16 protein-coding genes are annotated in these 12,975 nt (G+C 64.1%); 8 read left to right on the top strand and 8 right to left on the bottom strand.

Annotation, left to right across the window (positions count from 1 at the left end):
- Nucleotides 1–50 precede the first annotated feature (50 nt).
- The 5 genes from ABZN20_RS11650 to ABZN20_RS11630 all read right to left on the bottom strand — a co-directional run bounded on the left by ABZN20_RS11650 (nucleotide 51) and on the right by ABZN20_RS11630 (nucleotide 4,228).
- Nucleotides 51–1,403 carry an SCP2 sterol-binding domain-containing protein gene (locus tag ABZN20_RS11650; protein WP_367025363.1) on the bottom strand — a complete coding sequence of 451 codons (1,353 nt, stop codon included), beginning with the start codon at nucleotides 1,401–1,403 and terminating at the stop codon, nucleotides 51–53.
- A 66-nt stretch (nucleotides 1,404–1,469) separates the two neighbouring features.
- Nucleotides 1,470–1,934, bottom strand: coding sequence for a MarR family winged helix-turn-helix transcriptional regulator (locus ABZN20_RS11645; RefSeq protein WP_367025362.1), 465 nt, complete (start codon nucleotides 1,932–1,934; stop codon nucleotides 1,470–1,472).
- Nucleotides 1,935–2,139: 205 nt separating this feature from the next.
- The gene (locus ABZN20_RS11640; RefSeq protein WP_367025361.1) at nucleotides 2,140–2,448 is read right to left on the bottom strand and encodes a hypothetical protein; all 309 of its coding nucleotides are present in this window, start codon (nucleotides 2,446–2,448) and stop codon (nucleotides 2,140–2,142) included.
- 487 nt (nucleotides 2,449–2,935) lie between these two features.
- A complete protein-coding gene (locus ABZN20_RS11635; RefSeq protein ID WP_266020558.1) occupies nucleotides 2,936–3,373 on the bottom strand; it encodes a VOC family protein in 438 nt (145 codons plus the stop codon).
- Between the two features lie 120 nt (nucleotides 3,374–3,493).
- Nucleotides 3,494–4,228: a methyltransferase domain-containing protein gene (locus ABZN20_RS11630; RefSeq protein ID WP_367025360.1), complete on the bottom strand. Its 735-nt coding sequence runs from the start codon at nucleotides 4,226–4,228 to the stop codon at nucleotides 3,494–3,496.
- A gap of 147 nt (nucleotides 4,229–4,375) precedes the next feature.
- Between ABZN20_RS11630 and ABZN20_RS11625 the strand changes: the two genes are divergently transcribed.
- The 4 genes from ABZN20_RS11625 (at nucleotide 4,376) to hisA (ending at nucleotide 8,203) form a co-directional block, all read left to right on the top strand.
- Nucleotides 4,376–6,043, top strand: a complete 1,668-nt coding sequence (locus ABZN20_RS11625) for a pyridoxal phosphate-dependent decarboxylase family protein (RefSeq protein WP_367025359.1) — start codon at nucleotides 4,376–4,378, stop codon at nucleotides 6,041–6,043.
- Nucleotides 6,044–6,137: 94 nt separating this feature from the next.
- Complete coding sequence (gene hisB / locus ABZN20_RS11620) at nucleotides 6,138–6,731, top strand: imidazoleglycerol-phosphate dehydratase HisB (RefSeq protein WP_367025358.1); 594 nt, start codon at nucleotides 6,138–6,140, stop codon at nucleotides 6,729–6,731.
- Between the two features lie 48 nt (nucleotides 6,732–6,779).
- Nucleotides 6,780–7,421: an imidazole glycerol phosphate synthase subunit HisH gene (gene hisH, locus ABZN20_RS11615; protein ID WP_367025357.1), complete on the top strand. Its 642-nt coding sequence runs from the start codon at nucleotides 6,780–6,782 to the stop codon at nucleotides 7,419–7,421.
- 50 nt (nucleotides 7,422–7,471) lie between these two features.
- Nucleotides 7,472–8,203, top strand: a complete 732-nt coding sequence (gene hisA / locus ABZN20_RS11610; RefSeq protein ID WP_367025356.1) for a 1-(5-phosphoribosyl)-5-[(5-phosphoribosylamino)methylideneamino]imidazole-4-carboxamide isomerase — start codon at nucleotides 7,472–7,474, stop codon at nucleotides 8,201–8,203.
- Between the two features lie 3 nt (nucleotides 8,204–8,206).
- Here hisA and ABZN20_RS11605 read toward each other — a convergent pair whose 3' ends face one another.
- Nucleotides 8,207–9,277: an IS630 family transposase gene (locus tag ABZN20_RS11605; protein WP_367025355.1), complete on the bottom strand. Its 1,071-nt coding sequence runs from the start codon at nucleotides 9,275–9,277 to the stop codon at nucleotides 8,207–8,209.
- A gap of 71 nt (nucleotides 9,278–9,348) precedes the next feature.
- Here ABZN20_RS11605 and hisF point away from each other — a divergent pair, with 71 nt between their 5' ends.
- The 3 genes from hisF to ABZN20_RS11590 are packed head-to-tail and all read left to right on the top strand — an operon-like array spanning nucleotide 9,349 to nucleotide 10,844.
- Nucleotides 9,349–10,140: an imidazole glycerol phosphate synthase subunit HisF gene (hisF, locus tag ABZN20_RS11600; RefSeq protein ID WP_367025354.1), complete on the top strand. Its 792-nt coding sequence runs from the start codon at nucleotides 9,349–9,351 to the stop codon at nucleotides 10,138–10,140.
- Nucleotides 10,137–10,523 (top strand): phosphoribosyl-AMP cyclohydrolase, encoded by a 387-nt coding sequence (hisI, locus tag ABZN20_RS11595; protein ID WP_367025353.1) that lies wholly within the window; start codon nucleotides 10,137–10,139, stop codon nucleotides 10,521–10,523. The genes hisF and hisI overlap by 4 nt, the downstream gene beginning before the upstream one ends.
- 3 nt (nucleotides 10,524–10,526) lie before the next feature.
- Nucleotides 10,527–10,844: a phosphoribosyl-ATP diphosphatase gene (locus ABZN20_RS11590; RefSeq protein WP_367025352.1), complete on the top strand. Its 318-nt coding sequence runs from the start codon at nucleotides 10,527–10,529 to the stop codon at nucleotides 10,842–10,844.
- On the opposite strand, the gene ABZN20_RS11585 is transcribed toward ABZN20_RS11590, so the two are convergent.
- Both ABZN20_RS11585 and ABZN20_RS11580 read right to left on the bottom strand, forming a co-directional pair.
- A complete protein-coding gene (locus ABZN20_RS11585; RefSeq protein ID WP_367025351.1) occupies nucleotides 10,841–11,767 on the bottom strand; it encodes a GIDE domain-containing protein in 927 nt (308 codons plus the stop codon). The genes ABZN20_RS11590 and ABZN20_RS11585 overlap by 4 nt on opposite strands.
- Nucleotides 11,767–12,339, bottom strand: a complete 573-nt coding sequence (locus ABZN20_RS11580; protein ID WP_367025350.1) for a LemA family protein — start codon at nucleotides 12,337–12,339, stop codon at nucleotides 11,767–11,769. The genes ABZN20_RS11585 and ABZN20_RS11580 overlap by 1 nt, the downstream gene beginning before the upstream one ends.
- A 77-nt stretch (nucleotides 12,340–12,416) precedes the next feature.
- Here ABZN20_RS11580 and ABZN20_RS11575 point away from each other — a divergent pair, with 77 nt between their 5' ends.
- Nucleotides 12,417–12,959 (top strand): gamma carbonic anhydrase family protein, encoded by a 543-nt coding sequence (locus ABZN20_RS11575; protein WP_367025349.1) that lies wholly within the window; start codon nucleotides 12,417–12,419, stop codon nucleotides 12,957–12,959.
- The last annotated feature ends 16 nt before the right edge of the window (nucleotides 12,960–12,975 follow it).

Raw genomic sequence — 12,975 nt, 5'->3', positions numbered from 1 at the left:
CGGGCGATGCATTTCATAACGCTTTTTCCCTGTTCATGGCAAGGGGGAAATCAAACGGGAAAACACCGGCCGAATGCCTGAAGCAGCCCCGGAGCGCCCCTGAAGCGTATTTTCCGGCGCAGCAGTGCCCCGACGAGGTTGACTTCTCCCGCGAGGAAGCCGAGCCAGGTCTTGCCGTCCGCCGTGAGCCGGAAATCGGGCCGGCCGTGGAGGCCCTCCCGGACCTCGAGCGTCCGGTCGCGGATCACGACGGTGGCGTCGAGCGTTTCCTCACCGGTGAACCTGAAATGGTAGGTCGCACGAAGGCCCGTGGCCCGGCCGCGCTGAAACACCAGCGGCAGTCCGCTCAGGAAGGTCCGTACCGAGGCGGGCCGGAGCGTGTTCCGCACCCGTTTGGCGGACTTATGCGGAAACCGGCGGCGGACGTGGTCTTCCGCGTCGGAACCGGCGACCACGTACACCGTTTCGGATTTGTCCTGCAGCGGGCGCATCACGTCGGCGATGAAGCGTTTCCGATCCTCCAGAAACGGGCGGACCACGTCTTCCCCCGCCGGGCACACCGACAGGCAATAGGCCGCCTTGTAGTTCGCCCCGAAGGAGAGGCTCTGCCACAGGGACACCGATTCGGCATCGGAGACCTTTTTCCGGTAACGCGACACGCTTGTGCTGGCGGCGACCGTTTCGGCCCAGTCGGCGAAGCCTCCCATGAACTCCCGGTAGTTGTGGGTGTAACAGGCGGAAAAATCGAAATGGCCGTCCGCCCCGATCGCTCCCGTCGGGCAGGCGCCGACGCAAAGTTTGCATTCCAGACAGGGATTGTAGTCGATGGGGCGGGATTCATGGTCGACCGTGGCATCCAGGACCACCGTGCCGAGCAGGATGAAGCTGCCGAAGACGGGATGAATGACGTTCCGGTGCAGGCCCATCCGGCCCAGTCCCGCGGCTTCGGCCACCGGCTTGTGGGAGATCAGCCACATCCTGGCCGGCCACCGGTCTGCTTCCATGGGGAATCCGACGGCGGTGTTGGCGGCGCGGACGCCGTGCCGCTCCAATGTCTGGACGATCCGCCGGCCGGTCTCGTTGACCGCATCCGCCGACTGGTGGAATTCGAGATTGGCGACGGAACGGGCGGGTGCCCGGATGTTTTCGCGGTTCATGCGGCAGACGAAACTCAGCAGGGTTTTCGCATAGGGAAAGGCCCGCAGGATGTCGTCCCGCTGCGGCGCCATTTCGGCGCGTTCCATCCCGACGAATCCGACATCCTCGGCGCCGGCCTCCAGGGCAATCTTGCCGAGCCAGGCGGCCTCGAGCGCCGGTGTGTCCTTCGCCTGTACCGGAGGCTTATCCAGCAGGCGTCTTACCGTGGGATGGTTTTGCAGACCTTTCGCATGGGTGTGGTTCATGGCTGTCGACCTCCGCCGTCGAGCCGGCGTAAAAAGTGTAGATACACATAACTGGCGAAAAAAATTTCACCGCGCCAAGGCGGCTTCGACCAGCGTCGCCATGTTATCCCTCAAGGATTGCAACCGGTCGGGCCCGAGTTTCGCCATCAGCCGGGCCTGGGCTTGCTGCCAAAGCGGGTAGGCCTGCCGAAGGACGGCGAGGCCTTGCTCCGTTATTGCGACCCGTCTGGTCCGGCGGTCCGCACCCGGAGCCACGGCGACGAGTCCTTGCTTTTCCAGCACGTTCAGGTTGCGGGTCAGTGTCGTCCGATCCATCACAGCCATTTCGGCCAGCCGGGTCACCGTCACCGGCCCGGCCATCTTCGCCGCAACCAGGAGGGAAAACTGCGTGCCCCGAATACCGGCGGGACGCAAGGCGTCGTCATAGTGCTGGCCGACCGCGCGCATGGCCTTGCGCAGGTTGAATCCCGTGCAGTCCGCGCACATCTGGTAGTCCGGTTCGTACTCGGCAGGGGGCTCGGAGGGAAGCAAGGTCGCACCGTTCTATCACTGGTAGGAAGGAGTATATGCACCTATTGTCTTCTGTCAATGCCGATGCGGGGCGAGGATGGCGGCAGGGCGCAGGCCGCCGCAAAAAAATACAGGACGGATGAGCCGTCCTGCCCAAAACGATGGGGATTGAGGAAGTCCGTTTATTGGCCGGGGGACGCGGCGTCCCCTGGCTTTGGGGGGGGTACTACCTGCCGCAGTCGTAAGCCTTGGCTGTCGCGACACCGTTGAATACTCCGGACGACCTGAGGTCGCCCCAGACGATGTGGCTCGCGCCGATCTGGGCGGCCTCCCTTTCGGCGGATGCCTTGGCCTGGGGCTGCCAGCTCCCGAAGTTCTTGCCGTATCCCGAAGAACCCGTGACGTTTTTCAAGAACCGGCAGCTCTTGACGTCGCTTTCGGTGACGATATCGGGTTTGGCGTGGGCCTGCCCGGCCAGGAGGCCCATGGTCAGCGCGATGCCCAAGGTAGTTGTCGTTATGGTTTTGGTAAGCATGGAGCGTTCCTCTTGGACGGGATCTTGGCGTCACTGTAGATCGCATCAAAGAGGTGCACAAAATCTATATGCACCAATGATGTGCGCAAGATCATATTACGTATCGTCTCAAAACGAAACCTCTGGCTTATTCTTTTTTCAATTCGTCGCGGATGTCTTTATACTTTAGGCGTGGAAAGCCTTCCGTTCCTGGATGGCCGTACGGGTCTGATTAGACGGGCGTTTGGGTGGTAGGCGCTCTATAATGGGGCGTCGCCTCAGTTTTGGGCGCGCCCGCCCGGGCGGCTGGTGCTGGGCGGGAGCGATTGAAAGTGTCAGCCTTGGGCCGCGGCGAGTTCCGCGTCCAGTGCCGGCACCGGGCCGAATTTGACCGTAATGCGCCGTTCGCAGCCGGCGCCGAGTTCTTTCAGCAGCCTGAGCGTGCCGGTCGAGCGGCCGTCGGGCGCATGGAGCAGCGTGACGCGGCGGTCGGCGTTTATGCGAACCTTCAGTGCTTGGAGAAGAAGACTTCGGCGCGCTGCTTGAGTTCCTCGGCCGGCACGTCCTCGATGTGGGTGGCGATCCACCAGATGTTGCCCGATGCGTCGCGTACGCCGCCGTGGCGGTCCCCGTAGAACTGGTTGGCGGGCGGCGAGATCGAGGCCGCCCCCGCGTCGAGCGCGCGCTGGTAGGCGGCGTCGGAGTCGGGGACATAGAGATAGATCGCGCCGGGCATGGGCTGCCACTCGCCTCTCGCTTCGCTCAGCATGATCACGGAGTCGCCGACCCGCATTTCGGCATGGCCGACGGTGCCGTCCGGCCGCATGATCCGTTCCCATTCCTTCGCGTCGAAGGCGGTTTTCATGAACTCGATCAATTCGGCGGCGCCCCGAACCACCAGATAAGGGATGACGGTGTGATAACCGTCGGGGATTGCTTTAGCCATGTCTTGCCTCCTGTGCTCGCGACCTAGGGCGGATTTCAGCCGGACGCTGCCTGACGGACAGGCATACCGAATTCTAAGCGTAATCGCAGTTTTGCAGATAGGCCAACATCCCGGTCACGGTCAGGCCCAGTCCAGCGCCTTCGCCCGCACGAGTGTGCCGCCCAGCCTTCCCTCGGCGAGCGCCTTCGCAAGCGCTCCATACCAGCCGATCACGGAGCCGCACCAATCCGGACCGTACGTATCCACGATCCAGTCGCGCTCGCGTGCGAATCGGCTAAGGAGGTCCTCGTACCAGCCTGCAAACCGCAGGGTCCAGTCCTCCCGGGTCTGCAGCTTCCAGCCGGCCGCGGCCAGGGTATCGGCCACCGTTTCGAATTCGATCGGATGACCGATCTCGGAACCGAGTTCGGGTGGCGGGGGCTGGCCCGCGGGCCGGGTATAGTCGACGAGGAGCAGGATGCCCCCCGGACGCGCGGCCGCCTTCATTCGGCGCAGTGCCTCCGCCTGGTCGGGGAAGGCGTACAGGGCCGTGAACAGGTAGATCAGATCGAATCGGTCGAACTGTGCCGGCTCCATGCGGCAGGCGTCCTGCTGCATAAACCGGACTTCGGGATAACGCTCCCTGGCGTAATCGATCGACGCGGCGTCGATGTCCACTCCGGTCACCTCGCCCCAGCCGTGGCGCTGAAACCAATCGGCGGTACCGCCGCGCCCGCAACCGACATCCAGGAGGCGGTGGATCCCATCGCGCGGCAGTCCTTCGACCGCGGCGAGAATGGCGTCCTCTTCGCCGGGGTGGGCGTAGTCCGCGCCCCTGGCGCGCGCCAGGATGGCCTTGCCGGTGGGGGAGTTCATTCGGAAATCCATTCGTGCTCCTCGGCGGGGTGTTGGCTGCGGCGATTATATCGCCCGTGTTCGAAGCTGGACCTCGGAGGGCGCGTGGTTTAGTTTGCTAAGATCGAACGCTCCCGAACGGGAGCAGGGCAAAAGGGACGGATGAACGTGAATACCTATCATCGTCATTACAGCGAGATTCTCGAAACCCTCAAGACCTGCTTCCCTGCGCCGGTGTCCAATCCGGTCATGGACGGCTACTTCGTGCACACGCTGTCCTGTTTCCTGGACCGGGTGGACGATCTCAAGTCGGCCTCGCCCATCCTGGGCTCGACGCTGGACGGCGATTATTCCGCCCAGCGCGCCTTGCCGATGCCGGAGCGGATGAGTTCGATCGAGCAGATTACCGCGATGTTGGCGGACTATTGCCGTGGCATGGTGGTATGGGCTCATCCCAACGCCCAGGCCAACGTGATTCCGCCTCCCACCATCGCCAGCATCACCGCCTTCATCGCCAGTGCCATCTACAATCCGAACATCATCTGGGACGAATATTCGGCACGCTTCGCCGAAGCCGAAATCGAGGCGGTGGCCATGCTGGCGGATCTGGTGGGCTACGAGCGGGAGCATGCCGGCGGGGTGTTCACCTTCGGCGGCACCGGCACGATACTCTACGGCCTGAAGCTGGCACTGGAGAAAATTTCGGGCGGTCGTGCGATGCGGGAAGGCGTCCGCAAACCGTACAAGGTACTGGCTTCGGGGGTGTCGCACTATTCCCGGGTGAACGTCGCCGGCTGGCTGGGGCTCGGCAGCGAGAATCTGGTCACCGTGCCCACCACGCTGCAGAACGAGATGTCGCTGACGCATCTGGAAAGCGAGTTGCGGCGGCGGTTCGACGCCGGCGAGGAAGTGGCGGCGATCATCGCCACCCTCGGCACCACCGACGCGTTCGGCATCGACGACCTCGCCGCGATCGCCGATCTGCGGGATGTGCTGGCGGAGGAATACCGCCTGCCGTATCGGCCACACCTCCATGCGGACGCGGTGATCGGCTGGCCGTGGTCGGTGTTCAAGGACTACGACTTCGAGCTGAATCCCTTGGGATTCCATGCCCGTACCCTGCGCTCGCTGCAGGATTCGGTGGAGCGCATCGGCTTCCTGCACCGCGCCGACAGCATCGGGCTGGACTTCCATAAGACCGGCTATGCGCCCTACGTGTCCAGCGCCGTGCTGGTGAAGAACCGCGAGGACCTCGCGCTGCTGAGCCGCGATCCGGCGCAGATGCCTTATCTCTACCAGTTCGGCCATTACCATCCGGGGCTGTTCACGCTGGAATGCTCGCGCTCCGGGGCCGGTGCGCTCGCCGCCCTCGCCAATCTCCGGCTGCTCGGCAAGGAGGGCTACCGGGTCATCCTCGGCCACAGCGTGGAAATGTCGGAACGCCTGCGCGAGCTGCTGGAGGAGCTGGATTTCGTCCATATCCTGAACGGCTGCAATTTCGGCCCGGTCACGCTGTTCCGGCTCTACCCGCCAGGGACCGACGCGGCGGCGGCCTACCATCGCGAGCTGACCGATCCGGGATTCGCCGACGTGCTGGAGCGCCACAACCGTTTCAACCGCGAAATCTTCGACCGGATGCATGCCAAGGCGGTGAAGGGCGAGGGCGTGCTGCTGTCCTGGACCGACGCCTATCGCGATGCCGGGCGCGGCAATGGCCGTATTGCCGCCATCAAATCCTTCATCATGAGCCCCTGGACCGACCGACGGGCGATCGACCGGGTGGTGGACCAGGTATGGCGGGCGTGGGAGGCCTGTGGGCCGGGTTTTTCGGCCTGAATGGCCGGACAGGGCCTAGGGGCTTATGCTCGTTCCGCCCGCGGTATATCATAGGCACTTCAACCGCCAAGACACGATTCATTCCCCCTCCCCCATGAACAGGCGAACCGCTGAGGTCGAGCGCTATACCCTGGAAACGCAGATACGGGTCCAGATCGACCTGGATGGTACCGGCAAGGGCAAACTCCGGAGCGGCGTGCCTTTTCTCGACCACATGCTCGACCAGGTGGCGCGGCACGGCTGCATGGACCTGGAAGTCGAAGCGAAGGGCGATCTGCACATCGACGCCCACCATACGGTGGAAGACGTCGGAATCGCGCTCGGCCAAGCCCTCGCCAAGGCGCTGGGCGACAAGCGAGGCATCCACCGCTACGGCCACGCCTACGTCCCCCTGGATGAGGCGCTGTCCCGCGTGGTGATCGATTTTTCCGGGCGTCCCGGCCTGTTCTACGAAGTCGATTTTCCCCGAGACCGCATCGGCGATTTCGAGGTGGACCTCTTCGTCGAGTTTTTCCGCGGATTCGTGAACCATGCCCAGGCGACGCTGCACATCGACAACCTCAAGGGGCAGAACGCCCATCACGTCGCCGAGACGATCTTCAAGGCGTTCGGGCGCGCGGTGCGCGCGGCCGTCGAACGCGATGCGAGGGCCGCCGGGGTCCTCCCCTCGACCAAAGGCCTGCTCTAAGCCCGATCCCTGATCTATCCTTCCTTACTTTTGACAGAACCTGAGCTTATGTCTTCGGTGGCGGTCATCGATTACGGCATGGGGAATCTCCACTCCATCGCCAAAGCGCTCCAGCATGCGGACGCAAACGCCGTTGTTGCGGTCACCTCCGACCCGGCCGCGATACTCGCGAGCGATCGCGTGGTGTTCCCCGGCGTGGGAGCCATGCGCGACTGCATGGCCCACGTCGCCGAACGGGGGCTGGAGCCGGTGATCCGCCGCGCCGCCGCCGAGAAGCCGTTCCTCGGCATCTGTCTGGGCATGCAGGCGCTGCTTGAAGAGAGCGAGGAGAACGGCGGCACCCGCAGCCTCGGCCTCATTCCCGGCCGGGTGCTGCGGTTCCCGGAAGGGCTCACCGATGCCCGCGGCGAGCCGCTCAAGATTCCGCACATGGGCTGGAACCGGGTGCAATTCAGCGACCCGTCCCATCCGCTCTGGGCCGGCATCCCTGCGGAGAGCTGGTTCTATTTCGTGCACAGCTATTATGCGGCGCCCGCCGATCCGGCCGACGTCGCCGCGACCAGCGACTATCCCGGCCCGTTCGCGGCCGCCGTGGCGCGGGGCAATGTTTTCGCGGTGCAGTTCCATCCCGAAAAAAGCCAGGCCGCCGGCTTGCGCCTGCTGGCCAATTTCCTCCGGTGGGAACCTTAGGACATCCCGTTGAAAAACCCGTTACTGAGGGCGTTGAGGGCCTTACGTTTATGCTGCTGATACCGGCTATCGACTTGAAAGACGGCAAATGCGTCCGCCTCCGGCAGGGCCGCATGGAAGACGATACGGTGTTTTCCGACGATCCGGTGGCGGTGGCCGGCCGGTGGGTCGCCGCTGGCGCCAGGCGCCTCCATCTGGTGGACCTGGACGGCGCCTTCGCCGGCAAGCCGCGCAATGCCGAGACCATCCATGCCATCCGGGAGACCTACCCCGACATCGAGATCCAGGTCGGCGGCGGCATCCGCGACGAGGAGACCATCCAGGGCTATCTGAACGCCGGGGTCGATTTCGTCATCATCGGCACCAAGGCCGTCAGCGCGCCGCATTTCGTGAGCGACGTCACCGCCGAATTCCCCAACCATATCATCATCGGGCTGGACGCCCGCGACGGCAAAGTCGCCATCGACGGCTGGTCCAAGCTCTCGCACCACGACGTGATCGATCTGGCGCAGAAGTTCGAGGAAGATGGGGTGGAGGCGATCATCTACACCGACATCAGCCGCGACGGCATGATGGGCGGCGTGAACATCGAGGCCACCTCCCGGCTGGCGCGCGCCATCCACATCCCCGTGATCGCCTCCGGCGGCATCACCACCATTGATGACATCAGGGCGCTGGGCGGGATCGTCGGCGACGGCGTGATCGGCGCCATCACCGGTCGGGCGATCTACGAAGGCACGCTGGATTTCGCCGAAGGCCTCAAGCTGGCGGAAACCTTCTAGTGTTTAATTGCGTAAATTAGCGATAGTATTGCGCAGCTGGGAGCCTTTGACTTCCCGCTTGCGCCAGACGAATGGGGCGGCCTTGTCGTTGTAGGCGGCGATGAAATCGTTGATCGCCTGCGCCAGTTGGTCGATGCTGTTGAAACTGGCCCCACGTAAGGCCTTGCGGGTCATGATGCCAAACCAGATTTCCACTTGGTTCAACCAACTGGCTGAAGTGGGCGTGAAGTGAAAGTGCACGTTGGGATGGGCGGCCAACCAGTCATCGTTCTTCTTGTGAGTGCAATAGTTGTCGAGAATCACATGAATTTCCCGATCAGCCGGAACATCGGCGACCACCTCATCGAGAAAGGCCTGAAAGTCAGGACGCTTCTTGGTCGTGGTGGTTTTGGACTGAATGGTACCGGTCGCCACATTCAAGGCCGCAAAAAGATTGATCGTGCCATGGCGCTTATAGGTGCTTTTCAATCCACGAACCAGCTTGCCGCTGCTGGTAAAGACGAAACCGCTGGCCCTTTCCAGCGCCTGAATGGAAGGCTTTTCATCAACGGAAATGACCAACGCATTTTGCGGCGGATTCAGGTACAGCCCGATAATGTCGGCCGACTTGATGGCAAACTGAGGGTCCGTGCTGACGCACCACGAGCGATGCCGCTGGAGTTGGATGCCTTCTTTGCGCAACAGACGCCAGACGGCATCATCGGAAACCCCCAAGGCTTTCGACAACGACCCGCCATCCCACGTCGCCTGTCCGGCCGGCGGCGGCTGTTCAATCTGCGCAAGCAATCGATTGCGCAACTCGGACGGCGGGTACCGCGGAGGCTTGCCCGGTCTTTTTCGATCACGCAGTCCTTTCAACCCTTCAGCCGCAAAGCGTCTGCGCCAGATACCCACCGTGCCGGGCCGGATGCCCAACTCAGCAGCAATCTCGTCATTGCGCTTGCCCGCCAGGCAGCCCATGACAATCTTGGCGCGCTCGACCAGACGAGCCTCCTCGGTGCGGCTATTGCTCAAACGCTCCAACTCACGCCGATCTTGGTCCGTACAACTCACCGATATGGCAACTCGCGCCATCCTTCCCTCCGTTCCTGTGGGTAACGGAGACATGATATTACAGTCGCTTAATAATGCAATTAGACACTAGAATGCTGGCTAAGCGCATCATTCCCTGCCTCGACGTCGACAACGGCCGCGTCGTCAAAGGCGTCCGCTTCGTCGACATCCGCGACGCCGGCGATCCAGTCGAGATCGCCCGCCGCTACGACCGGGAAGGCGCGGACGAACTGGCCTTTCTCGACATCACCGCCAGTTCCGACAACCGCGAAACCATGGTGCACGTGGTCGAGCAGGTGGCTGGCGAGGTATTCATCCCGCTGACGGTGGGGGGCGGCATCCGCACGCTGGACGACATCCGCCGCATGCTCAACGCCGGGGCCGACAAGGTCAGCATCAACACCGCCGCGGTGTTCAATCCCGAATTCGTGCGCGACGCCGCCGAGCGTTTCGGGTCGCAGTGCATCGTGGTGGCCATCGACGCCAAGCAGGTGAGCCCTCACCCTGCCCTCTCCCAAGGGGAGAGGGTAAGTCAAAGGTGGGAAATCTTCACCCATGGCGGCCGGAAGCCGACCGGGCTGGACGCCGTGCAATGGGCGCGACGCATGGTCGAGCTGGGCGCCGGCGAAATCCTCCTGACCAGCATGGACCGTGACGGCACCCGCGCCGGCTTCGACCTGGGGCTGACCCGGGCGATCAGCGACGCGGTCAGCGTGCCGGTCATCGCCTCCGGCGGCGTGGGCAATCTCCAGCATCTGGCAGACGGCATCCTGCAGGGCCGGGCCGATGCCGTGCTCGCCGCCAGCATCTTCCATTTCGCCGAGTACAGCGTCGGCCAGGCCAAGGATTTCTTGGCCGCCCAGGGCATCGAGGTGCGGCGGTGAGCGCCTGGCTCGACGAGATACGCTGGACCGCCGACGGCCTGGTGCCGGTGGTGGCGCAGGAGGCCGGGACCGGCCAGGTGCTGATGGTGGCCTGGATGAACCGCGAGGCTCTGGCCCTGACCGCCGAGGAAGGCTATGCGGTGTACTGGTCGCGCTCGCGCGGCCGGCTGTGGCGCAAGGGCGAGGAGTCCGGCCATCGCCAGAAGGTGCTGGAAATCCGCCTCGACTGCGACGAGGACGTGGTGCTGCTCAAGGTCGAACAGGCCGGCGGCATCGCCTGCCATACCGGCCGCCACCACTGCTTCTACCGGGTGCTGAAGGACGGCCGCTGGGAGACGGTCGAGCCGGTGCTGAAGTCGCCCGATTCGATCTACGGAGCCTGAGCGATGGACGTCCTGAACCAGTTGGCGGAAATCCTGGAACAGCGCAAGACCGAAGCGCCCGACACGAGCTATGTGGCGAGCCTGTACGCCAAGGGGCTCGACACCATCCTCAAGAAGATCGGCGAGGAAGCGACCGAAACCGTGATCGCCGCCAAGGACGGGGAACGCGACAAGATCGTCTACGAAATGGCCGACCTGTGGTTTCACTGCTGCGTTCTGCTCGCCCAACAGGGACTCGCACCGGACGACGTGCTGCGGGAGCTGGCCCGGCGCTTCGGCATGTCGGGCCTGGAAGAGAAGGCTTCGCGCAAACCCGGCTAACCGGCCCACAGCCTGGCCGACACGGCGCCGCCCACGCCCGCGGCGACCAGGAAACCCGTCAGCCAGGCCAGCCCTAACCACAAATGGCGCCGGGCCAGGTGATCCTGGGACAGCGCCGAGATCAGGAACCTCGATCCATTGCGCGGCTTCCGCAGCACGTTGAGCTCGACCGAGTGGACCGCCGTGCCCCGGCGCTGCAAGACCTCGTTGCGGGCCGCTTCCCGCGCCGTCTCCCATTCCTCCAGGTCGATGTCGCCGTCCTTGTTCGCGTCGAAGCGCCGCAGCAACGTGGCTTTGTCCCGTTTCCAGGCCGCCAGCAGGTCTCGCGTCTCCTCCTCCGGGGAGCAATCGCCGCCGCCGATGCCGGCGAACTGGCCGGAAACGAAAAGCCATTCGCCTTCGGGGATGCGGGACTCGGTATAGCGGTAGGGACCGGCCGGGAGCAGGACGTCCCAGAGACTTCGGCGCCCGCGCGGCAGGCCGCCGGGCCGAGGGTAGAGGCCGCGCCAGCTCAGGCGGATGGGCGGCAGCACCTCGGCGTCCTCCGGATCGACGACGCAGCGGCCGGTTTCATCCTCGATTTCGAAGATGGCGGTGCTGGTGCCCTCGTCGAGGGTTTGCCAGTCCGAGTCACCGTTTTCCCGGTCTTTGCGTTCCAGCGTGTAGCGGTACCAGATGCAGCGCTTTCCGCTCAGCGGCGCGACGATGGGTTCACCCGGCATCATTCGGGCACGCCCTTCCAGCTCGACGTAGCCCTGGGCCGCCGAACGTATGCGCGAAGTCGGACGGTCGGTGATCGCCCGGCCATGGCTCAGATGGCTGAAGCTCCGCCACAGGCACAAGGCCGCTGCGGCGGCGCACAGCCACGTCAGCAGCCAGATTTCGCGCTCCCCGGCCGCCGCGAGCCAGTCGGACGCCCCCATCAGCCGAACAGGGCGCGCAGGTCCGGGTTGCTGATGTCGGTATCCGAGAATTCCAGCAGCTCGAATGGCTTGAAGCCGAACAGCCGGGCAACGATGACGTCGGGGAACTGGTCGAGCCGGACGTTGTTGGCGTTGACGTGGTCGTTGTAGAACTCGCGGCGGTCGGCGATCGAACTTTCCAGTTCGGTGATGCGCCGCTCCAGCGCCCGGAACGACTGGTCCGCCTTGAGCTCCGGGTAGTTCTCCGCCACGGCGAACAGGCTCATGAGCCCCTGCCGCAGTTCGCCTTCGGCGGAGCCCAGGGCCCGGACGTCGTGATGTTCGCGCGCCGCGGAAACGCCGCTGCGGGCCTGGATCACCCGTTCCAGCGTCTCCTTTTCGTGCTTCATGTACTGCTTGCAGGTTTCCACCAGCTTGGGCAACTCGTCGTGCCGTTGGGCCAGGAGCACGTCGATGTTGGCCCAGGCTTTTACGGTATCATGCTTGAGTTGCACGAGACGGTTATAGATCAGGATCACGTACAGGGCGATCAGGATCAGCACCCCGAAAAATATGAAACCGGCGATGGGCATGGCGACTCTCCTCCTGCGTGGGGCCTAGTATAGCGGCCGGCGGCCATCGCCAGAACGCCGACCGGCAGAGAGGAAAGATGGCGATTCAGACCTACAATGGCATCCACCCCACACTGGGCCAGAACGTATTCGTTGCGGAAAGCGCCTTCGTCGCGGGCGACGTGAGCCTGGGTGACGACGTGTCGATCTGGCCCAGCGTAGTTGCCCGCGGCGACGTCCACCGCATCGAAATCGGCCCCGCCACCAACATCCAGGACGGCAGCGTGCTGCACGTCACCCAGCCCAGTGGTTTCAACGAGGCCGGCTTCCCGCTGATCGTCGGCGCCGGTGTCACCGTCGGCCACCGCGCGGTGCTGCACGGCTGCACCATCGGCGACCTGTGCCTGATCGGCATCGGCGCGATCGTCATGGACGGTGCGGTCATCGAGGACCACGTCATGGTCGGCGCCGGCACCCTGGTGCCGCCGGGCAAGCGCCTGGAAAGCGGCTACCTCTACGTCGGATCGCCCGCCAAACAGGCGCGGCCCCTGAAGGACTCCGAACTCGAATTCCTCGTCCATTCCCGCGATGGGTATGTGAAATTGAAGAACCAGTATTTGCGCGATCTCGGCGCCGCCTGACGGGGTGCCGCGTGAC

Origin of the sequence: Methylococcus sp. ANG, from assembly GCF_040730495.1 — a bacterium.
Classification (GTDB): domain Bacteria; phylum Pseudomonadota; class Gammaproteobacteria; order Methylococcales; family Methylococcaceae; genus Methylococcus.
Note: the sequence above shows the minus strand (reverse complement) of the source record. Positions and strands in the feature narration are given on the sequence as shown.

Excerpts from the sequence above, each read along its gene's own strand:
- ABZN20_RS11650 (WP_367025363.1), bottom strand. The coding sequence starts at position 1,403 with ATGAACCACACCCATGCGAAAGGTCTGCAAAACCATCCCACGGTAAGA.
- ABZN20_RS11640 (WP_367025361.1), bottom strand. The coding sequence starts at position 2,448 with ATGCTTACCAAAACCATAACGACAACTACCTTGGGCATCGCGCTGACC.
- ABZN20_RS11635 (WP_266020558.1), bottom strand. The coding sequence starts at position 3,373 with ATGGCTAAAGCAATCCCCGACGGTTATCACACCGTCATCCCTTATCTG.
- ABZN20_RS11630 (WP_367025360.1), bottom strand. The coding sequence starts at position 4,228 with ATGAACTCCCCCACCGGCAAGGCCATCCTGGCGCGCGCCAGGGGCGCG.
- hisB (WP_367025358.1), top strand. The coding sequence starts at position 6,138 with ATGAACAGGCGAACCGCTGAGGTCGAGCGCTATACCCTGGAAACGCAG.
- hisH (WP_367025357.1), top strand. The coding sequence starts at position 6,780 with ATGTCTTCGGTGGCGGTCATCGATTACGGCATGGGGAATCTCCACTCC.
- hisA (WP_367025356.1), top strand. The coding sequence starts at position 7,472 with ATGCTGCTGATACCGGCTATCGACTTGAAAGACGGCAAATGCGTCCGC.
- ABZN20_RS11605 (WP_367025355.1), bottom strand. The coding sequence starts at position 9,277 with ATGGCGCGAGTTGCCATATCGGTGAGTTGTACGGACCAAGATCGGCGT.
- hisF (WP_367025354.1), top strand. The coding sequence starts at position 9,349 with ATGCTGGCTAAGCGCATCATTCCCTGCCTCGACGTCGACAACGGCCGC.
- ABZN20_RS11590 (WP_367025352.1), top strand. The coding sequence starts at position 10,527 with ATGGACGTCCTGAACCAGTTGGCGGAAATCCTGGAACAGCGCAAGACC.
- ABZN20_RS11585 (WP_367025351.1), bottom strand. The coding sequence starts at position 11,767 with ATGGGGGCGTCCGACTGGCTCGCGGCGGCCGGGGAGCGCGAAATCTGG.
- ABZN20_RS11580 (WP_367025350.1), bottom strand. The coding sequence starts at position 12,339 with ATGCCCATCGCCGGTTTCATATTTTTCGGGGTGCTGATCCTGATCGCC.
- ABZN20_RS11575 (WP_367025349.1), top strand. The coding sequence starts at position 12,417 with ATGGCGATTCAGACCTACAATGGCATCCACCCCACACTGGGCCAGAAC.